This is a genomic window from Streptomyces sp. NPDC056296 (genome assembly GCF_042268605.1).
In the GTDB taxonomy this organism is placed as follows: domain Bacteria; phylum Actinomycetota; class Actinomycetes; order Streptomycetales; family Streptomycetaceae; genus Streptomyces.
Genome location: NZ_JBHJRX010000043.1, coordinates 3781 through 23869, shown reverse-complemented (window position 1 = coordinate 23869; position 20089 = coordinate 3781). Strand labels below are relative to the sequence as shown.

At 73.1% G+C, this 20089-nt stretch carries 15 protein-coding genes; 11 read left to right on the top strand and 4 right to left on the bottom strand.

The features are described 5' to 3' along the window. Position 1: 1 nt before the first annotated feature. Together ACFCZF_RS28170 and ACFCZF_RS28165 are read left to right on the top strand one after the other, a co-directional pair. On the top strand, positions 2–1327 hold the full coding sequence (locus tag ACFCZF_RS28170; protein ID WP_376674011.1) for a M14 family zinc carboxypeptidase: 1326 nt from the start codon (positions 2–4) through the stop codon (positions 1325–1327). Continuing rightward, on the top strand, positions 1324–1833 hold the full coding sequence (locus ACFCZF_RS28165) for an SSI family serine proteinase inhibitor (protein ID WP_376674010.1): 510 nt from the start codon (positions 1324–1326) through the stop codon (positions 1831–1833). The genes ACFCZF_RS28170 and ACFCZF_RS28165 overlap by 4 nt, the downstream gene beginning before the upstream one ends. A gap of 60 nt (positions 1834–1893) precedes the next feature. Here the strand turns inward: ACFCZF_RS28165 and lpdA are convergent, their stop codons facing one another. Further along, positions 1894–3297 carry a dihydrolipoyl dehydrogenase gene (gene lpdA, locus ACFCZF_RS28160; protein WP_376674009.1) on the bottom strand — a complete coding sequence of 468 codons (1404 nt, stop codon included), beginning with the start codon at positions 3295–3297 and terminating at the stop codon, positions 1894–1896. Between the two features lie 113 nt (positions 3298–3410). Between lpdA and ACFCZF_RS28155 the strand changes: the two genes are divergently transcribed. Further along, positions 3411–4373: a LysR family transcriptional regulator gene (locus ACFCZF_RS28155; protein WP_376674008.1), complete on the top strand. Its 963-nt coding sequence runs from the start codon at positions 3411–3413 to the stop codon at positions 4371–4373. 357 nt (positions 4374–4730) lie between these two features. Here the strand turns inward: ACFCZF_RS28155 and treY are convergent, their stop codons facing one another. Continuing rightward, positions 4731–7121 carry a malto-oligosyltrehalose synthase gene (gene treY / locus ACFCZF_RS28150; RefSeq protein WP_376674007.1) on the bottom strand — a complete coding sequence of 797 codons (2391 nt, stop codon included), beginning with the start codon at positions 7119–7121 and terminating at the stop codon, positions 4731–4733. 81 nt (positions 7122–7202) lie between these two features. Here treY and ACFCZF_RS28145 point away from each other — a divergent pair, with 81 nt between their 5' ends. Then, complete coding sequence (locus tag ACFCZF_RS28145) at positions 7203–8492, top strand: MFS transporter (protein WP_376674006.1); 1290 nt, start codon at positions 7203–7205, stop codon at positions 8490–8492. Positions 8493–8675: 183 nt separating this feature from the next. On the opposite strand, the gene glgX is transcribed toward ACFCZF_RS28145, so the two are convergent. Next, positions 8676–10811, bottom strand: a complete 2136-nt coding sequence (glgX, locus tag ACFCZF_RS28140; protein ID WP_376674005.1) for a glycogen debranching protein GlgX — start codon at positions 10809–10811, stop codon at positions 8676–8678. Positions 10812–11178: 367 nt separating this feature from the next. On the opposite strand from glgX, the gene ACFCZF_RS28135 reads away from it, so the two are divergent. After that, positions 11179–12426, top strand: coding sequence for an SAV2148 family HEPN domain-containing protein (locus ACFCZF_RS28135; RefSeq protein WP_310870492.1), 1248 nt, complete (start codon positions 11179–11181; stop codon positions 12424–12426). Between the two features lie 125 nt (positions 12427–12551). Further along, the gene (locus ACFCZF_RS28130; protein WP_376674004.1) at positions 12552–13274 is read left to right on the top strand and encodes a 3'-5' exonuclease; all 723 of its coding nucleotides are present in this window, start codon (positions 12552–12554) and stop codon (positions 13272–13274) included. A gap of 86 nt (positions 13275–13360) precedes the next feature. Here ACFCZF_RS28130 and ACFCZF_RS28125 read toward each other — a convergent pair whose 3' ends face one another. Continuing rightward, entirely contained in the window at positions 13361–14224 is an 864-nt protein-coding gene (locus tag ACFCZF_RS28125) for a phosphotransferase enzyme family protein (protein WP_376674003.1), read from the bottom strand. A 196-nt stretch (positions 14225–14420) separates the two neighbouring features. On the opposite strand from ACFCZF_RS28125, the gene ACFCZF_RS28120 reads away from it, so the two are divergent. The 5 genes from ACFCZF_RS28120 (at position 14421) to ACFCZF_RS28100 (ending at position 19963) form a co-directional block, all read left to right on the top strand. Further along, positions 14421–15356: a carbohydrate ABC transporter permease gene (locus tag ACFCZF_RS28120; RefSeq protein ID WP_376674002.1), complete on the top strand. Its 936-nt coding sequence runs from the start codon at positions 14421–14423 to the stop codon at positions 15354–15356. Continuing rightward, on the top strand, positions 15353–16186 hold the full coding sequence (locus ACFCZF_RS28115) for a carbohydrate ABC transporter permease (protein ID WP_376674001.1): 834 nt from the start codon (positions 15353–15355) through the stop codon (positions 16184–16186). The genes ACFCZF_RS28120 and ACFCZF_RS28115 overlap by 4 nt, the downstream gene beginning before the upstream one ends. After that, complete coding sequence (locus ACFCZF_RS28110; RefSeq protein WP_376674000.1) at positions 16186–17475, top strand: ABC transporter substrate-binding protein; 1290 nt, start codon at positions 16186–16188, stop codon at positions 17473–17475. Before ACFCZF_RS28115 ends, ACFCZF_RS28110 begins: the two co-directional genes overlap by 1 nt. Positions 17476–17898: 423 nt before the next feature. Further along, positions 17899–18678, top strand: coding sequence for a 23S rRNA (adenine(2058)-N(6))-methyltransferase Erm(O) (gene erm(O), locus ACFCZF_RS28105; RefSeq protein ID WP_376673999.1), 780 nt, complete (start codon positions 17899–17901; stop codon positions 18676–18678). A gap of 19 nt (positions 18679–18697) precedes the next feature. Then, a complete protein-coding gene (locus tag ACFCZF_RS28100; RefSeq protein ID WP_376673998.1) occupies positions 18698–19963 on the top strand; it encodes a glycosyltransferase in 1266 nt (421 codons plus the stop codon). The last annotated feature ends 126 nt before the right edge of the window (positions 19964–20089 follow it).

Here is a 20089-nt window from a genome sequence, read left to right as displayed (position 1 = left end):
CGTGGACGAGCTGGGCGCCCGGGCAGCCGCTCTCGTCGCCCGTCATCCCGGACAAGCCCGCCTGCGCCGCGTCGGCACGTCCCGCGCGGGCACCCCGCTGTGGCTGCTCTCCGTCGGCCACGGCAGTCGCCAGGCCCTCGTCGTCGCCGGGCCGCACGCGAACGAACCCGTGGGTGGCGCCACCGTGCTGCGACTGGCCGAGCGCGCCCTGGCCGACCCGCGGCTCACCGAGGGCGCCGACGCCACCTGGAACCTGCTGCTGTGCGTCGACCCCGACGGCCTGCGCCGCAACGAGGGCTGGCTGTCCGGCCCGTACACCCTCGGCCGCTACGCCCGGAACTTCTTCCGGCCCGGCTTCCTGGAGCAGCCCGAGTGGCTGCCGCACGGCCCGGACCACGCCTCTCTGCCGGAGACCCGCGTCCTGCTCGCACTCCAGGACGAACTGCGGCCCTTCCTCCAGTGTTCCCTGCACGGCGTCGACGTCGGCGGCGGCTTCGTCGAGCTGACCCACGACCTGCCGGGCATCGCCCAGCGCATCGCCCACACCGCGGCCCGGCTCGGCATCCCCCGCGAACTCGGCGCCTACGACACTCTGTACTGGCCCGACCTGGGCCCCGCCGTCTACCGCATCCCGCCGCCCCGCCGCGGCGATCTCACCGCGGCCATCACCGAGGCCGCCGTCGAGTCGACGTGGTGCCACCCGCAGCGGTACGGCACCGTCACCGCGGTCGTCGAGGCACCCATGTGGGGCGTGGCGGCCGTGGCGGACGGCTCGCCCCCGGCGGACCGGGACGGGGTACTGCGCTCCGTGAGCCGCACCCTGCGTCAGGACACCCGGCGCCTGCACCGCGTCCTCGCCCGGGTCCGGCCACACCTCGCCACCGTGCCGGAGGCGGCGCACCTCCTCGCGCCGGTCGACGACTACCTGCTGGTCTGCCCCAGGCTCGCCGACGCGTGGGACCCCGACACCGACGACGGATCGGGCCGCTCCCTGCCGCCGATGAGCACCGCCCACCTGGTCGCCCTGCGCCTCGCCGGACGGCGCCTGGCCCTGCGGACCGCGGGGCTGCTGCATCAGCTGGTGACCCGTACCGGAGGCGATCCGGCGGGCGTCCTGCCCGAGCTGGACCGGCTCGTCGACGAAGGCTGCGCCGACTACCGCGACGGCTGCGCGGCCCGCTGGATCCCGGTCGCACGCCAGGTGGAGTACCAGACGCGGGTCGTACTCGCCGCGTTCGAACTGGCCGGGCGGCGCCCCACCGCGGGCTCCCGTTCGGGTGAGCCGGGCTGGGGTTCCGAGGCCGCGGTGCCGATGCACCGGGAATGACCCACATCATCACGGCCCGAGCGGCACGGGCCGGCCTGCTGGCAGCCGCGGCCCTCCTTCTCACCTGCGCGACCCCGGCGCAGGCCACCGTGGAGCGGGAACCGACGAACGACTGGCTCCTGCTCACGGTCACCCGGGGCGATGCCCAGTCGAGTCTCCGGCCCGGAACCCCGTCGGGTGGCCAGTCCGGAACTCCGTCGGGTGGCCAGTCCGGAACCCCGTCGGGTGGCCAGTCCGGCGCCACCCGCGCCGCCCTCCTGCTGTGCGACCCGCCCCGGGGCCACGCCCGCGCGGCCCGCGCCTGCGCGGAACTCGACGCGACGGACGGCCGCATCGCCGACATCCCGCTGCGGGACACCCACTGCCCGATGATCTACGCCCCGGTGACCGCCCACGCGCGCGGGCAGTGGCGGGGACAGCCGGTGGAGTACACGCAGACCTTCCCCAACCCGTGCGTGATGGCGGCACGGACGGGGTCGGTGTTCGCGTGGGACACGCAGGGGTGAGCGGTCCGGGCCGGACCGGCGGGTGGGGCGTCCCGACGCCTCACCCGCCTGCCGGCCGCGTCACTGCTGGTGCAGTCCGCGGTTCGACAGGGTCAGGAACGCCTCGCCCACCGCCTCCGACAGGGTGGGGTGGGCGTGAACGTGGCGGGCCACGTCGGCGGGCTCGGCGTCCCAGCCGACGATCAGCTGGCTCTCGGCGATCATCTCCGACACGTGCGGTCCCACCAGGTGCACGCCGAGCACCCGGCCGCCTCCTTCCTCGGCCACGACCTTCACCATCCCGCCCTGCCCGTGCACCATTCCCTTGGCGACGGCCGTCAACGGCATGACGTTGACGGACACCTCGTACCCACGCGCGCGAGCCTCCGCCTCGCTCAGACCCACGGCCGCGGTCTGCGGCGCCGAGTACGTCACCCGGGGCACGGCCGCGTAGTCGACGGGCGCGGACGGCACGCCCGCCAGGGTCTCGGCCACCAGCAGGCCCTCCGCGAACGACGCGTGGGCCAGCCCGAGCGACGGCGGCGGCAGCAGATCGCCCACGACGTGGATGCCGGGGACCGCCGTCTCGAGCCGGTCCCAGTCGGCCGGTACGACGAATCCCCGCTCGTCGGTGTCCAGGCCCGCGGCCGCCAGGTCGAGGCCGTCGGTGACCGGCGCCCGCCCCACGGCCACCAGGAGTCGCTCGGCCTCGATCGTGAGGGTCTCGCCCCGGGCCGTACGCACACGCGCGCGTACGCCGTCGTCGAGCACCTCGGCGTCCAGCAGCCGGGCACCCACCCGCACGTCGACGCCGCGCTTCTTCAAACCGCGCGTCAGATGGCGGCTCACGTCGGCGTCCTCCAGCGGCACGACCCGGTCGGCGGCCTCGACGAGGGTCACCTCCGCGCCCATCGAACGGTGGAACGAGGCGTACTCGACGCCGATCGCGCCGCCGCCCAGCACCAGTACGGACGCCGGCAGACCGGGCGCGAACAGCGCGTCGTCGCTGGTCACCACGCGCCGGCCGTCCGACGTGAGCCCAGGGAGCGTGCGGGGGCGTGAACCGGTGGCCAGGACCATGCCCCGGCGTGCGGTGAGGTCGCGCGCGCCGTCGACCCGCACGGTCCGGGCGCCCGTCAGCCGCGCGTCGCCCCGCACCACCCGCACGCCCGCGTGGGCGAGGTGCGCCTCCACGCCCTTGTGGTTGCGGGTCACGATGTCGTCGCGGGTGGCGACCAGGGCCGGCCAGTCGACGCCGTCCAGGCTCGCCTTCACGCCCCAGCGCTCGCGCGCCTCGGCGATCCCGTCGACCAGTTCGGCGGCGTGCAGCATCGCCTTGCTCGGGATGCAGCCGCGGTGCAGACAGGTCCCGCCGACCTTGTCGCGTTCGACGAGGGCGACGTCGAGACCCAGGGCCGCGGCACGCAGAGCGGTGCTGTAACCGCCGGTGCCGCCGCCGATGACGATCACGTCGTGTGTGTTCATGCCCTCAGCGTCCGCCCGGCCCTTGTCATGAGTCCAAGGCAATGTTCTTGTGGGTTCGATGCAGGACGTTCATGGCAGCGGCCGTTGACGCGGCGGTGGTTGGGGGGCGGGGAATGAGCCTGCGGCAGATGGAGTACTTCCTGACGGTCGTCGAAGAGGCGTCCTTCACCCGAGCGGCCGAGACGCTCCACGTCACACAGTCCGCGCTCTCCCACCAGATCAAGGCCCTGGAGAGGTCGGTCGGTGGCGCCCTGCTGGAACGCATGCCGCGCGGGGTGCGCCTGACCCCGATGGGCCGCGCCTTCCGCCCGCACGCCGAACTCGCCGTCCGCAGCGCCGCCCAGGCCCGCCGCGCGGCCCGCGCCGCCGCCGGCGTCGAGGGCGGGGAACTGCACGTCGCGGCCGTGCACTCGGTGGCCGTCGGCATCCTGCCCGACGTCTTCGCCCGCTGGCGCACCGCGCACCCCGGCGTCCAACTGCACCTCCACGAGTACGCGACGACCGAGGCACTGGAGGAGGAGGTCGAGCGCGGCACCGCGGACCTCGCCGTCGGCCCGGCGCCCCACGACTGGCCCGGCACCGTCGTCACGGTCGGTGAGGAGGAGATCGTCCTCGTGGTGCCCTTCGACGACCGGTTCGCGGGCCGTACGACGGTGACGCTGCCCGAACTCGCGGACCGGCCCTGGGTGCGGTGCGCCATGGAGCCCGTCATCGAGGGCGAACGCTTCCTCGACTGGGCGTGCGGGCGCGCCGGCTTCCGGCCGTACACCGCCGTCTTCACCGAGCACACGTCGACGGCCGTGCGGATGGCCGCCGCCGGTGTCGGCGTCTGCACGGCGCCCTCGCACATCGTGGGCGGCGCGGTCGGCGAGGGCTGCGTGGTCCTGACGCCCGACCCGCCCTGGCGACGCGCCCTGACGGTCTTCGCGCGCGTACCCCCGACCGGCGCCGCCGAGGCCTTCGTCGACCTTCTGCGCCAGACCTGGCCGGGCCCGGCACCGACCGCCCCGCCCACCTCACCGCCTCGCCCGGCCGACATCTGCGGCACCCCGACCCCGGCTCCGACGCTGGGCTGACGCGCGGCTTCCCACGCTGCCGGGGTGGGCGACGCACGGAGCGAGCGACACAGCAGTGCGTCGTCCCACTCCGCGGGTCGGCCCGCGATGAGTTCCGGTGCGTCTGTCGAACGCCCGCTGGGGGAGGTGCACGGAGACGAAGGCGGCTACGGCGTCGTCCCGCCTCGGGGGCCGGCCCGCGATGAGTTCCGGTGCGTCTCACGAGCACCCGCTGGGGGAGGCGCATGGAGACGAAGGCGGCTACGGCGCCCGCCCGTCCGCCCCGCGCGTCGGCCCGCGAAGAGTTCCGGCGCGTCGAACGCCCGCTCGGGAAGGCGCCCGGAGACAAAGGCCCCCCGGGCCGCTCCCCCCCGCCGCTCAGCCCCCGGCTCCCTCCTCCGCCCCCACCCGCTCCAGCAGCGCCACCGGCACCCCCGCGAAAAGGTCCTCCACGCGCGCGTGCCCCGTGAACTCGCGTCCGGGCGTCAGCGCGTCGGCCCAGCGGCCCGGCGGGAGGGGCAGCGTCGTGTCCTGCCAGCCGCCCGCCTCGGCCAGCCGCAGCGACAGCCGGGTCACGGCCGTCACGACGTCCCCGGAGCGGACGAACGCCACGCAGTGCGCCGCCGCGTGACCCTCGGCGGGCAGCGGCTCGTACGTCGCCGCGTCGCCGAAGGTGTCGGGCCGCCGCGCCCGCAGTGCGAGCGCCGCCCGGGTCACCGCGTCCTTCTCACCGCCCTCGTCGCCCTCCCCGAAACGCATGGGCCGGCGGTTGTCCGGGTCCACCAGGGCCAGGTACTCGCCCTCGGTGCCCTGGTAGAGGTCCGGCACCCCCGGCATCGTCAGATGCGTCAGGGCCGTGCCGAGGACGTTGGCCCGGATGTGCGGCTCAAGGGAGTCGCGGAAGGCGGTCACCCGCTCGCCCGGCGCGCCGCACGGCCCCGCCGCCACGAACCGGGCCACCGCCTCCTCGTACGGCGGCTCCTGCTCCGTCCAGCTGGTGTACATCCCCGCCTCGCGCACATGCTTCAGCAGCGCCTCCCGCACGCGTTCACCGTCCGCCGGCCCCAGCCCGAACGCCGTCTGCCAGGCCGCCCACGCCAGCTGCGCGTCCGGCACACCCTCGCCGGTGCGGGTGACCTCCGTGAGGACGTCCGCCCACCGCTCGGGGCACTCCGTGAGCACCGCCAGCGCGGCGCGCACGTCGGCGCTGCGCTTGGTGTCGTGGGTCGAGACCACCGTGCCGGTCGCGGGCCAGTCGCGCTGCACGCGCGCGCAGTACGCGTGGAACTCCTCCGGCGACAGGGCCGGACTCCCCGGGTTCCCGCCCACCTCGGTCGCCGAGAGCAGCGGCACGTAGCGGTAGAACGCCGTGTCCTCCACCGACTTGGCGCGCAGCGCCGACGCGGTCTGCGCGAACCGCGTACGGAACTCCACGTGCTCCGGCCCGTCCCCGAACCGCCCCAGCACCAGGCCCCGCACGACGTCCACCGCGCCGGCCTCCTGGGGCACCGCGAAGGCGAGCCGCGCCTCGGCCGCCGCCTCCTCGGTGACGACCGACGCCGCGTCCACCGACGCGTACGGCCGGTACACCTCCAGCCGGACCAGCAGCTCCAGCAACGCCGTGCGCAGCGCCCACGGCGCCCGGTCACGCAGGGCGGGATCCGGCGACGCGACGCACAGGCGGTGGGCCACCCGGGTCAGCCGGTCCATCTCGGTGGCCAGCTCGTGCGTGAGCACCTTGTACGCCGCCCGCCGCACCGTCGCCGCCCAGTCGCCGCCCCGGTCCGTCTGCGGGGCGGCGAACCTGCGGTACTGGCCGAGGAGTTCCCCGTACCCGGCCGGGTACGTGAAGAGCCCGTCGATGTGCCGCAGCGCGTCGTAGCCGGTCGTGCCCGCGACGGGCCAGGCGGCGGGCAGCCGCTCGCCGTCCGCCAGGATCTTCTCCACCACCGTCCACCGGCCGCCGCTCGCCCCGTGCAGCCGCTGGAGGTAGGTGTCGGGGTCGGCGAGACCGTCGGGGTGGTCGACGCGCAGGCCGTCGATCACGCCCTCGTGCAGCAGCCGCAGAATCGTGGCGTGCGTCGCCTCGAACACCTCCGGGTCCTCCACGCGCACGCCGATGAGCTCGGAGATGCTGAAGAAGCGCCGGTAGTTCAGGTCGGTGCGGGCGAGCCGCCACCACACCGGGCGGTACCACTGCGCGTCCAGCAGCTGCGGCAGCGGCAGGTCACCGGTGCCGTCCCGCAGGGGGAACGCGTGGTCGTGGTAGCGCAGTACGTCGCCCTCGACCCGAAGCTCGTCCAGCACATCGCCGACCGGGGCGCCGAGCACCGGCATCAGCACCTGGCCGCCCTGAGCCTCCCAGTCGATGTCGAACCACCGCGCGTACGGCGACTTCGGGCCCTCCCGCAGCACCTCCCACAGGGCGCGGTTGTGCCGGGGCGACATCGCCATGTGGTTCGGCACGATGTCCACCACCAGGCCGAGACCGTGCTCCCGCGCGGTGCGCGCCAGCGCCCGCAGTCCCTCCTCGCCGCCCAGTTCCTCGCGCACGCGCGCGTGGTCCACGACGTCGTAGCCGTGCAGCGAGCCCGGGACCGCCTCGAGGACGGGGGACAGGTGCAGGTGGGACACGCCGAGCGAGGCCAGGTACGGGACGGCCGCCGCCGCGGCGGCGAAGGGGAACGCGGGCTGCAACTGCAGCCGGTAGGTGGCCGTGGGGGCCTGGGACGTCGGGGACAGCACCGGGTCGGGTCGCTCAGGTGTCATGGAAACCTACGTACCCGCCCCGCCGCCTTTCGTGTCATCGGCCCCTCCACGGGCGTACGCGCGCGTGACTAGCTTCGAGCGATGGGAAGCAGCGGAGGCACCGGGCGGCGAGGCGCGCTGGAGACGTACCGAGAGGTGGTCGGCCTGACCGGGCCGCTGCTGCCGGTGGTGTCCTTCCTGGGACGGCTGCCGACGGCCACGATCCAGTTCGGCAGCCTCCTGCTGGTCGCCCGCACCAGCGGCTCACTGGCCGTCGCGGGGCTGACCGGGGGAGCGCTCGCCGTCGGCCAGGTCGCCTGCGGCCCGCTGGTCGGCCGGCTCGCGGACCGGCACGGCCAGCGCACCGTCGTCCTGGTCTTCGCACTGGTCAACGCCGTCGCGATCGCCGCCCTGGTGGCCGGCGCGCTCGCGGAGGTACCGACGCCGCTGCTGGTGCTCCTCGGGGTGGCGGCGGGCGCGAGCGTGCCCCTGATCGGCCCGCTGGCCCGCACCCGCCTGGTGGCGCTCGCCCGCCGGGCCGGCGCCCCCGAGCCCACCGTGGGCGCCGCGCTCTCCTTCGAGAGCACCCTCGACGAGGTCTCCTTCGTCCTCGGCCCGGCCCTGGTCGGCCTGGCTGCGGTCCTCGCCCACCCGGCGTACGCCCTGACCGGCGCCGCCGTCCTCGTCGCCGTGTGCGGCACCGCCTTCGCCCTGCACCCGACGGCCCGCGCGTCGGCGCCCTGGGCCGCCGAGGCGAAGGGCACACCGGCCGACCCCCGCGCCCGCCCCCGCATGCCCCGCGCGGTGCACGCCCTGCTGGCCTCGCTCGCCCTCCAGGGGGCGATGTTCGGGGCCTGCCAGGCGGGGATCACGGCGCTCACCGAGCGGCTCGGGCAGCCGGAGCAGGCGGGGCTCGTCTACGCCGCGATGGGAGTGATGAGCGCGATCGCGGGGCTCGCCATGGCCGTCGTGCCCGCCCGGGTCGGACTGCGGGCCCGCTGGCGGGCGGCCACCGCGACCGCGTGCGCCCTGTCGCTGCCCCTGCTGTGGACGGACAGCCTGACCGGCCTGTACGTGGTGGTCACCGTCCTGGGCATCGCCTACGCCCCCCACCTGATCACCGTGTTCGCGCTCACCGAGCGGACGGTGCCGCGGGCCCGGCTCGCAGAGGCGATGGCCTTCGCGACCAGCGCGATCGTCGGCGGCCAGGCCCTCGCGGTCGCCGTCACCGGCCGCCTCGCCGAGTCCCACGGCCCGGCCGCGGCGTTCGCGGCGGCGAGCCTGACCGCCGCGCTCGCCTGCGTGATCGCCCTGGCGGCACGCCCGGCGTCGGACACCGGAGCGGTCCCCCACGCGCGCGCGTCGGACCACTCCGGCAAAACGGCGGTCTAGGGGGTGTCGTTTGGATCTTGCCGGGGTCGCGGGGTCTGGCACGCGCATCTGCGGCGTTGTCGTCGGTTGCCAGGGCTCCGCCCTGTCGCCCTCCTCCGCCTTGCAGCTGCACGCACCAGGCCCCGCTCGGCTCCGCTGCAAGGGCACCGTCCCTTGGAGCCGACCTGATCCAAACGGCACCCCCTAGACCGGCCGCTGCAGCACCGTCATGCTCCGGTCCACGAGGGTCAGCCGGTCCCCGGCCTGCACCTTGCGGCCCGTGTCCGAGGGCACCCCCTCCGTGCGGGCGGTGTCGACGATCACCTCCCACTGGCGGCCGTGGTCGACCGGCACCACGAAGTCCAGCGTTTTGGGCGAGGCGTTGAACATCAGCAGGAACGAGTCGTCGGAGATGCGTTCCCCGCGCGCGCCGGGCTCGGAGATCGCGTTCCCGTTCAGGAACACCGTGAGGGCCGACGCCCGCGCCGAGTTCCAGTCCCGCTGGGTCATCTCCGCACCCTCCGGAGTGAACCAGGCGATGTCCGACAGCTCGTCGTGGGTCCCCTCCACCGGACGCCCGTGGAAGAAGCGCCGCCTGCGGAAGACCGGGTGGTCCCTGCGCAGCCACACCATCGCGCGGGTGAACTCCAGCAGCCCGGCCCCCGCGCCGGTGACGTCACCGTCACCGTCGCCGTCCGGCCACGCCACCCACGCCAGCTCGTTGTCCTGGCAGTAGGCGTTGTTGTTGCCCCGCTGGGTGCGGGCGAACTCGTCACCGTGGCTGATCATCGGCACGCCCTGGGAGAGCAGCAGGGTGGCGGTGAAGTTCCGCATCTGCCGCGCCCGCAGCTCCAGCACCGCCGGGTCGTCGGTGTCGCCCTCGACGCCGCAGTTCCAGGACCGGTTGTGGCTCTCGCCGTCCCGGTTGTCCTCGCCGTTGGCGTGGTTGCGCTTGTCGTTGTACGCCACCATGTCGTGCAGGGTGAAGCCGTCGTGGCAGGTGACGAAGTTGATGGAGGCCAGCGGGCGGCGGCCGTCGTCCTGGTAGAGATCGGACGATCCGGTCAGCCGGGACGCGAACTCCGCCAGCGTGCGCTGCTCGCCGCGCCACAGGTCCCGCACCGTGTCCCGGTACTTGCCGTTCCACTCGGTCCACAGTGGCGGGAAGTTGCCCACCTGGTAGCCGCCCTCGCCCACGTCCCACGGCTCGGCGATCAGCTTCACCTGTGAGACCACGGGATCCTGCTGCACCAGGTCGAAGAACGACGACAGCCGGTCCACCTCGTGGAACTGCCGGGCCAGGGTGGCGGCGAGGTCGAAGCGGAATCCGTCGACGTGCATCTCGGTGACCCAGTACCGCAGCGAGTCCATGATCATCTGGAGGACGTGCGGGGAGCGCATGAGCAGGGAGTTCCCGGTGCCCGTGGTGTCCATGTAGTACCGGGGGTCGTCGGTCAGCCGGTAGTAGGAGGGGTTGTCGAGGCCCTTGTAGGACAGCGTCGGGCCCAGGTGGTTGCCCTCGGCGGTGTGGTTGTAGACCACGTCGAGGATGACCTCGATCCCGGCCTCGTGCAGCGCCTTCACCGCCGACTTGAACTCCAGCACCTGCTGGCCGCGGTCGCCCCAGGAGGCGTACGCGTTGTGCGGGGCGAAGAAGCCGATCGTGTTGTAGCCCCAGTAGTTGTTCAGGCCCATGTCCACCAGGCGGTGGTCGTTGACGAACTGGTGCACCGGCATCAGCTCCAGCGCCGTCACCCCCAGCTCGGTGAGGTGCTCGATGAGCGCCGGGTGCGCGAGGGCCGCGTAGGTGCCGCGCAGTTCCTCGGGGAGGCCCGGGTGCCGCATGGTCAGGCCCTTCACATGCGCCTCGTAGAGCACCGTGTGGTGGTACTCCGTCCGGGGACGCCGGTCGTCGCCCCAGTCGAAGTAGGGGTTGACCACGACGGAGGACATCATGTGCGGAGCCGAGTCCAGGTCGTTGCGCCGGTCGGGGTCGCCGAAGTGGTAGCCGTACACCTCCTCGCCCCACTGGATCGAGCCACTGATCGCACGCGCGTACGGATCGAGGAGCAGCTTGGCGCTGTTGCAGCGCAGCCCCCGCTCCGGTGCGTACGGGCCGTGCACGCGGTAGCCGTACCGCTGTCCCGGCATCACGCCCGGCACGTAGGCGTGCCGTACGAACGCGTCGCTCTCCCGCAGCTCGACCGCGGCCTCCGAGCCGTCGTCGTGCAGCAGACACAGTTCTACTCGGTCGGCGGCCTCCGTGAAGACCGCGAAGTTGGTGCCGGCGCCGTCGTACGTGGCACCGAGTGGATACGCCTCTCCAGGCCAGACCTGCATGGACACGACTCTTTCAGGTGTACGGCGCCGGTGCGGACGCCTTGGCTCCGAGTCTCCGGGAAGTCTCCCCGAAAGTGAGGCGACCACCTAGCACGTACGTCCTCCTACCCACCCTTCGGCGTTCTGCTCCGCGTGCGCCCCGCTGCGGGGCGCGAGGGATCCTTCCCCGTACCGGGCCGTGTCACCGCTATGAATCCGCTCACTCCCCGGTGTCCGGTCGATCGGAACGGGCTTGTGGATCACCGATGTTGGGAAAACCCGCCCGTCCATCGGGCTGCACCGCGGACCGCTCGCGGAGTACCCTTCCTTGATCGTTGGGACGGGGTCTCCCCGGGAGTGCTCCGGGGGAGCGGAAGGCGGTGCGCGGGTGGGCTCGGGAGGGCTGGAGCTGCCTCCTGGTGACGACGGTCACCAGGGGAACTCCGCGGACGTCCCGCCCGGTGCGGTGTCCCTGGCGCGGCCGATGAGCGCGGGCGCGATCGGTCCGGAACTGGACTGGGACACCGACGCCTGGCACGAGGTGCGCACCCGTGCGCAGCGGGCGGGCCGGGCCTACATCTGGCTCAACCTCGTCGAACAGCGGCTGCGCGCGGTCGTGGCCGCCGTCCTGCGGCCGGTCTACGAACCCGTCCACGGCGACGAGTGGGTGGTCGCCGCGGCCGGACCCGCCGGCCAGGAGTGGGTGCAGCGCGCCGTCGCCGTCCGCGAGGTCAGCCGCCGCAAGGGCTACCTGCTCGACCCGGCCGACGACAACGTCCTCAGCTTCCTCACGCTGCCGCAGCTGCGCGAGTTGATGGTGCAGCACTGGCCCTGCTTCGAGCCGTACGTGGACGAGCGCCGCGACGTGGAACTCGCCCTGGACGAGCTGGAGGTCACCCGCAACGTCGTCTCCCGCAACCGGGCGCTGTCCGAGGCGGTCCTGAACCAGGCGGAACGGGCCTCGGCGCGGCTCCTTGAGGTCCTCGGCGCGGGCGGCGACGTGCCGTCCACGCGCCGGCTGCCGGTCGACGCGGTGGAGGACCTGGTCGGCGACCGGTACGCCGACGTGGTCGCCGTGCACTCGGACCGGGTGCGGCTGCTGCGCCAGTTCCCGGCCGAGGACCTCTTCGGCAGCGCGCGCCGCGTGGACGCCCTCGGTATCGGCCTCAACCTGCTCGTGCAGAACTTCTCCGGCCGCCGCCTGCTGCGGCTGGCCGAGTCCGGTGGCCGGGTGCGGCTGCTCTTCCTGAACCCGGCCTCCAGCGCGATCAAGCGCCGCGAGCGTGAACTCGGCATCAAGCGCGGCGAGCTGAGCCGCGCCGTGGAGATGAACATCCTGCACATGCGCCGGGTGCGTTCCCGGCTGCGGGACCCGGGCGCGTTCGAGATCCAGGTCTTCGACGAGACGCCCCGCTTCACGGCCTACCTCGTCGACGGGGACGGCGCCGACGGCATCGCGGTCGTGCAGTCCTACCTGCGCCGGACGCGGGGGATGGAGGCGCCGGTGCTCGTACTGCGGAACGGACGCAACGGCGGCAAGGTCGTGAAGTCGGACCAGCTCGACGAAGGTGGACTTTTCCCCACCTATCGCGAGGAGTTCGAGCTGATGTGGGCGGATTCGCGACCGGTGTCGTGAGCGCCGGCGCCGGGTCGGACCGCTGCCTGGCCGGGCGTAAGCGGAATGCGATCCTCTGATTGTCAGTGGTCCATGGGAAGGTGAAGACCACTGGGGGAACGCACCACCAAGAAGGGGGACCGCCCATGGGCTGGCACCGGGAGCTGCTGATCGGCTTCGACCTGGAGACGACGGGCACCGATCCGCGCGAGGCGCGCATCGTCACGGGGGCCGTGATCGAGGTCATGGGCGGGGAGCCGCGAGGGCGCCGGGAGTGGCTGGCCGACCCCGGCGTGGAGATCCCGGCGGACGCGGTGGCGGTGCACGGCATCACCAACGAGCGGGCGGCCACCGAGGGCCGCCCCGCCGACCAGGTCGCCGACGCCATCGCCGGTGTGCTCGCGGCCTACTGGAAGACGGGCGTCCCGGTCGTCGCCTACAACGCGGCCTTCGACCTCACCCTCCTCTCCGCCGAACTGCGGCGGTACGGACTGCCGTCCCTGCGCGACCGCCTCGGCGGCCCGGCCCCCGCCCCGGTCATCGACCCGTACACCATCGACCGCTCCGTCGACCGTTACCGCCGCGGCAAGCGCAACCTCGAAGCGGTCTGCCGGGAGTACGGGGTGCCGCTCGACGCCGCCCACGACGCCACGGCCGACGCCCTCGCCGCCGCCCGGCTGGCCTGCGCGATAGCCGGCCGCCACCCCAAGGTCGCGTCCCTCGGGCCGGCGGACCTGCACCAGCGCCAGATCGAGTGGTACGCCGAGTGGGCGGCGGACTTCCAGAGCTTCCTGCGCCGCAAGGGCGACGCCACGGCCGTCGTCGACGGGACGTGGCCGCTGCGCGAACCGGCCGACGAACGGGTCTGACCGGGCACCGGACAGCGACGCCGCCTTCAGACCGGACGGCGACGCGCGGTCAGAAAGAACATCCGCCCGGCGCGTGCGACGCGCGGTCAGAACGGATACCACCGCACCGTCGGGTCCCCGTCCCGCAGCGACGCCACCCGGCGTTCGAACTCCGCCAGCGCCTTCGGATTGCTCGGCGCGTGCTGGGCCACCCACGCGCAGCTGGCCGTCTCCCGGGCGCCGCGCAGCACCGCACAGCCGTCCCACTCGCGCACGTCCCAGCCGTAGGTCGCGGTGAAGGCGTCGTGCGCCTCGGCGGGCAGCCCGTAGCGGTCCCGGCTGAGCGCCATCACCACCAGGTCGTGCTCGCGCAGGTCGGCGGAGAAGGTCTCCAGGTCGATCAGGACCGGCCCGTCGGGACCGACGTGCACATTGCGGGGCAGCGCGTCGCCGTGGATCGGGCCGGGCGTCAGGTGGGGGGTGAGCGCGGCGGCGGCCGTCGCGAAGCCGTCGCGGCGCTCGCGCAGATACGCGGCGTCCGCCGGGTCGATCACCTCGCCCGCGAGCCGCAGCCAGCGTTCCACACCGCCCAGCAGTTCGCGGGGCGGCAGCTCGAAGGAGGGGGAGGGCAGCGCGTGGACCAGCCGGAGCAGCGCGGCCACGTCCCGGGGCTCGGTGGGCCGCACCGGGTCGGGCAGCCGCCGCCACACGGTCACCGGGTGCCCGTCGACGAACAGCGCCGTCGGGTCGGCCGCCCGCACCGCCGGCACGCCGGCCTCTTCCAGCCACACCGCGACGGCCAGTTCCCGGCGCGCCCGGTCGAGGAGTTCGGCGTCGCGGCCCACCTTGACCGCCAGGTCACCGGCGGCGAACACCGCGTTCTCGCCGAGGGCGAGCAGCCGCGCCTCCCGTGCCGGGCCGGGCAGCACCCCCGCCGCGGCCAGCACCTCCCGGGCCCGTGCCTCGTCCATCGTCGTCTGCCTCCGTGTCGGTCGTGTCCGTGGTGCCGGTCGTCCGGTCGTGTCCGTCATGTCCGCCGGGTTCCCGCCATCCGTCGGCCAGTGTCGCATTCGCACAGGTGGGAGCGTGTGCGCGGGCTCTTGACGGGGCACGGCGCCTTCACGACCATGACCAGGCCCGTTCGAGCCGTGCAAAGGGGCTGATTACGTGACATTGGTGACCGAGTCGAGAAAGCCGGCGCGCCGCGCGCCCGGTACGGACCGGCCACGGCGCGGCCCCGGCCACGGCGCCTGGTTCCTGGTGCTGCCCGCGCTCATCCCCATCCTGGTGCTCAGCGTGGGGCCGCTGCTCTACGGCATCCTGCTGGCGTTCACCGACGCCCAGTCGGGCCGGACGGAGCCCACCCAGTGGGTCGGCACCCTGAACTTCCAGGACCTGATGCACGACACGCTGTTCTGGGAGTCGTTCAGAATCGGGTTGGTGTGGGCCGTCGGGGTGACGGTGCCGCAGTTCCTGCTCGCACTCGGCCTCGCCCTGCTGCTCAACCAGAACCTGAGGATGCGATGGCTGGCCCGCGCACTGGCGATCATCCCCTGGGCGATGCCCGAGGTCGTCGTCGGCATCATGTGGCGGCTGGTCTACAACCCGGACGCCGGCATCCTCAACGAGACCCTGCGCGACTTCGGCCTCGGCGACGGCCGTGACTGGCTCAGCGGCCTCGCCACCGCCCTGCCCGCCGTCATCGTCGTCGGCGTCTGGGCCGGCATGCCGCAGACGACGGTCGCCCTGCTCGCCGGACTGCAGAACACCCCGCGCGAGCTGCACGAGGCCGCCGCGGTCGACGGCGCCCGAGCATGGCGCCGCTTCCGCACGGTCACCTGGCCCGCCCTCAGACCGATCGCGCTCGCCATCACCGCGCTCAACCTCATCTGGAACTTCAACTCCTTCGCCCTGGTCTACGTGCTGACCAACGGAGGCCCCGGCGGCCGGACCCGGCTGCCGATGCTCTTCGCCTACGAGGAGGCCTTCAGGTACGGGCAGTTCGGCTACGCGGCTGCGATGGGCTGCGTCATGGTCGCCGTGATCTCGATCCTGCTCGCCGTCTTCCTCGTCGGCCGGCTCAGGGGAGGTGACGAGGCATGAGGACCTCGACCGGGGCCCGCGTGGGCCAGTACGCCGCGCTGCTCGCCTATCTCGTCTTCCTGGCCTTCCCGTTCCTCTGGCTGATCTCCACCGCGTTCAAACCGCCGCAGGAGCTCGCGAGCCTCCACCCCACCTGGATCCCGGAGAACCCCACCCTCGACAACTTCCGGCAGGCCTTCGACGAGCAGCCGCTGCTGCGGGCCGCGCTCAACTCCCTGCTCGCCGCGCTCGGTGCCGCGGTGATCGCCGTGGTGATCGCGACGCCGATGGCGTACGTCATGGCCCGGCACCGCGGCCGCCTCACCAAGGCGGCCACCGGGTGGGTCGTGGTCAGCCAGGCCTTCCCCTTCGTCCTGCTGATCATCCCGCTCTTCCTGGTCCTGAAGAACCTCCAACTGATCAACTCCGTGCCGGGACTCGTGCTGGTCTACGTCGTGTGGTCGCTGCCGTTCGCGCTGTGGATGCTCGCCGGGTACGTCCGGGCCGTGCCGGCCGAGCTGGAGGAGGCGGCGGCGGTCGACGGCGCCGGGCGGCTGCGCATCCTGGTCTCGGTGACCGCGCCACTGCTCGCGCCGGGGATCGTCGCGACGGCGATGTTCGCGTTCATCTCCGCGTGGAACGAGTTCTTCTTCGCGCTGGTGCTGCTGAAGACACCGGAGAAACAGACCCTTCCCGTGATCCTCACCCACTTCATCGGCGCCGAGGGCGTCGCGGACCTCGGCCCGCTCGCCGCGGCGGCCTTCCTCGCGACGCTGCCCTCGCTGGTGGTCTTCGCACTCATTCAGCGGCGGATCACGGGCGGCATGCTCGCCGGGGCGGTGAAGAGCTGATGACGACGCGTACGAGGATCGTGACCCTGCTCGTCTCCCTCGCCCTGCTGCTCGCGGGCTGCACGGGCGGCGGCGACGGAGCGGACGACGGCCGGATCACCCTGCGCTTCCAGTCCCTGGCCTGGCAGGACGAGTCCGTGGCGGCCAACAAGGAACTGGTGCGGGAGTGGAACGCCACCCACCCGGACGTGCACGTCGAGTACGTCCAGGGCAGCTGGGACAGCGTCCACGACCAGCTCCTCACCTCCTTCGAGGGCGGTGAGGCCCCCGACATCATCCACGACGCCTCCGACGACCTCGCGGACTTCGCCTACGGCGGCTACCTTGCCGACCTGACCGACCTTTTGCCCGAGCGGCTGAAGTCGGACATCCCGCAGCGCACCTGGGAGACGGTCACCTTCGACGACGGTGTCTACGGCGTGCCGTTCCTCCAGGAACCCCGCGTCCTGATCGCCAACGCGGACCTGCTGAAGAAGTCGGGCGTCCGGATCCCGACACCCGAAGCCCCCTGGTCCTGGGCGGAGTTCCGGCAGGTGACGAAGCGGCTGAGCGGCGACGGGAAGTACGGGGTGGCCTGGCCGCTGAAGGAGCCCGTGTCCGCCACGCTCAACCTGTCCCTGTCCACCGGCGGACAGCTGTTCCACCGCGGCGCGGACGGGAAGGTCACCGTCCGGTTCGAGGAGGGTGACCAGGTGGTGCCCCGCACCATCCACGACCAGGTCAACACCGACCACAGCGCCTCCACCAGCACCCTCGGCAGCGGCGGTTCCGACACCCTGCCCGGCTTCTTCGCGGGTAAGTACGCGATGGTGCCGCTCGGCTTCTCCTACCGCCAGCAGATCGAACAGCAGGCACCCGAGGGCTTCGACTGGCAGGTGCTGCCCGCCCCGGCGGGCACCGACGGACTCACCCAGGGCGTCAGCCCGCAGACCCTGTCGATCGCCGAGGACAGCCCGCACAAGAAGGAAGCCGCCGCGTTCGTCGACTTCCTCCTCCAGCCGGACAACATGGTGCGCCTCGCCCTCGGCGACTGGATGCTGCCCACCGGCACCGAGGCGCTGAAGGATCCCGCCCTGCACACGGCCGAGCACGGCTGGGCCACGGGCACCGCCCTCGCCGACCACCTGCGCCAGGCGCCCGCGCAGTCCGTACGGGGCTATCCCGAGTGGAAGGACAAGGTGGCCACCCCCGCACTCCAGGAGTACTACAGCGGAGCGATCGGCATGGACGAGCTGCGCGGCCGCTTGGAGAAGGACGGAAACCTCGTCCTCGCCCGCTACCAGCGCTGACGACGCTGACGGCGCTCGCGCCGGGCGGGCGGGAAACCCGTTGCCCGCCCGGCGCCCAGGCCTCTAGCGTCGTCTCCGTGGCAGCTTTCAACGCGATCTTCAACTCCGGTCTCGGCCGGGGCTGCACGTACGCCATCAGGATGCGTCGTGGTCCCGGAGCCCTGACCGGCCCGGGGTCCCCCCGCCGCTGACACGCGCGCTGACGCATGTCACACGCGCGCTGACGCATGTCACACGCGCGCTGACGCATGTCACACGCGCGCTGACGCATGTCACACGCGCGCTGACGCATGTCACACACACGCTGACGCGTGTGACCCACGCGCGGCGGGGCTGAGTCTCCGTACCCCTTTTCGCCTTCGTCTTCCGGTCAGGGCCTTCGGCTGCCCTTTCCCCTTTCACGGAAGACAAGGACCGCAGGCCATGGCCCGCCCCACCCAGCGTGCCCGCACGCTCTCGCAGAACTTCCTCGCCGACCGCGCCACCGCCGAAGGTGTCGCCCGGCTCGCCGCCCCCGACCGCCGGCACCCGCCCCTCCTCCTCGAAGTCGGCGCCGGCAAGGGCGCCCTCACCGAGCCGCTCGCCCGCCGCAGCCGGGAACTGCGCGCCTACGAGATCGACCCCCGGCTCGTCCCCGGGCTCCGCGCCCGCTTCGCGGACACGCCCCACGTCCACGTCGTCGCCGGTGACTTCCTCGCCGCCCGGCCCCCGCGCGCGCCGTTCTCCGTCGCCGGGAACGTGCCCTTCTCGCGCACCGCGGACATCGTCGACTGGTGCCTCACCGCACCCGGCCTCACCGACGCCACGCTGCTCACCCAACTTGAGTACGCCCGCAAACGCACCGGGGACTACGGCCGCTGGAGCCTGCTGACGGTCCGGACCTGGCCCCGCCACGAGTGGCGGCTGGCCGGGCGGGTGAGCCGGTACGGCTTCCGGCCGGCGCCCCGCGTCGACGCGGGGATCCTGCGCATCGAACGCCGCCGCACCCCGCTGCTCGCCGGCGCCGCCCACCGCAGCTGGCGGGACCTGGTCGAGCTGGGCTTCTCGGGAGTGGGCGGCTCCCTGCACGCGTCCCTGCGGCGTGCCCACCCCGGGCGCCGGGTGGACGCGGCGTTCCGGGCCGCGTGCCTCGACCCCGGCGTGCTGGTCGGCGAGGTGGCGCCGACGCGCTGGCTGCGGCTGCACGAGGAGCTGACGGCATGAGGCACGAGGAGCTGACGGCATGAGGAGGGGACGTGCGGGAAAAAGTTTGCACGAGACGTCTCGTCTCGCGTACATTCGACGCATGACCACTCCCGCTCACATCGCCATGTTCTCCATCGCCGCGCACGGCCACGTGAACCCCAGCCTGGAGGTGATCCGCGAGCTCGTCGCGCGAGGGCATCGGGTGACGTACGCGATCCCGCCGCTCTTCGCGGAGAAGGTCGCCGAGGCGGGCGCCGAACCCAAGCTGTGGAACAGCACGCTGCCCGGTCCCGACGCCGACCCGGAAGCGTGGGGGACCACGCTGCTGGACAACGTCGAGCCGTTCCTCAACGACGCGATCCAGGCGCTCCCGCAGCTCATCGAGGCGTACGAGGGAGACGAACCGGACCTGATCCTGCACGACATCACCTCCTACCCGGCCCGCGTCCTCGGTCACCGCTGGAGCGTGCCCGTGGTCTCCCTCTCGCCGAACCTGGTCGCCTGGGAGGGGTACGAGAAGGAGGTCGGCGAGCCGATGTGGGAGGAGCCGCTGAAGACCGAACGCGGCCAGGCCTACTACGCCCGCTTCCATGCCTGGCTGGAGGAGAACGGGATCACCGACCACCCCGACCCGTTCGTCGGCCGCCCCGACCGCTCCCTGGTGCTGATCCCCAAGGCGCTTCAGCCCAACGCCGACCGGGTGGACGAGAAGGCGTACACCTTCGTCGGCGCCTGCCAGGGGGACCGCACCGCCGAGGGGGACTGGCAGCGTCCCGAGGGCGCCGAGAAGGTCGTCCTGGTGTCCCTCGGGTCCGCGTTCACCAAGCAGCCGGCCTTCTACCGGGAGTGCGTCGAGGCCTTCGGCGAGCTGCCCGGCTGGCACGTGGTGCTCCAGGTCGGCAAGCACGTCGACGCCGCCGAGCTGGGCGACGTACCGGACAACGTGGAAGTCCGCTCGTGGGTGCCGCAGCTGGCGATCCTCAAGCAGGCCGACCTGTTCGTCACCCACGCGGGCGCCGGCGGCAGTCAGGAGGGACTGGCCACCGCCACGCCGATGATCGCCGTACCGCAGGCCGTGGACCAGTTCGGCAACGCGGACATGCTCCAGGGGCTCGGCGTCGCCCGCCACCTCCCCACCGAGGAGGCCACCGCCGAGGCACTGCGCACCGCCGCCCTCGCCCTGGTCGACGACCCGGAGGTGGCCGGGCGTCTGAAGGAGTTCCAGGCCCGGATGGCGCAGGAGGGCGGGACTCGACGGGCCGCGGACCTGATCGAGGCGGAGCTGGCGGCGGCGAGGGTCTGACCGCCCCGCAGCGCAAGACGCCGACGGGCCCGTGGGCTGTCTCCTGCCTCCTTCACACCAAGGGACCCCCCATATCCACCCCTTTGACGCGTGTGAACCCGCCCCCCCACTCACCCCGACTCCCCC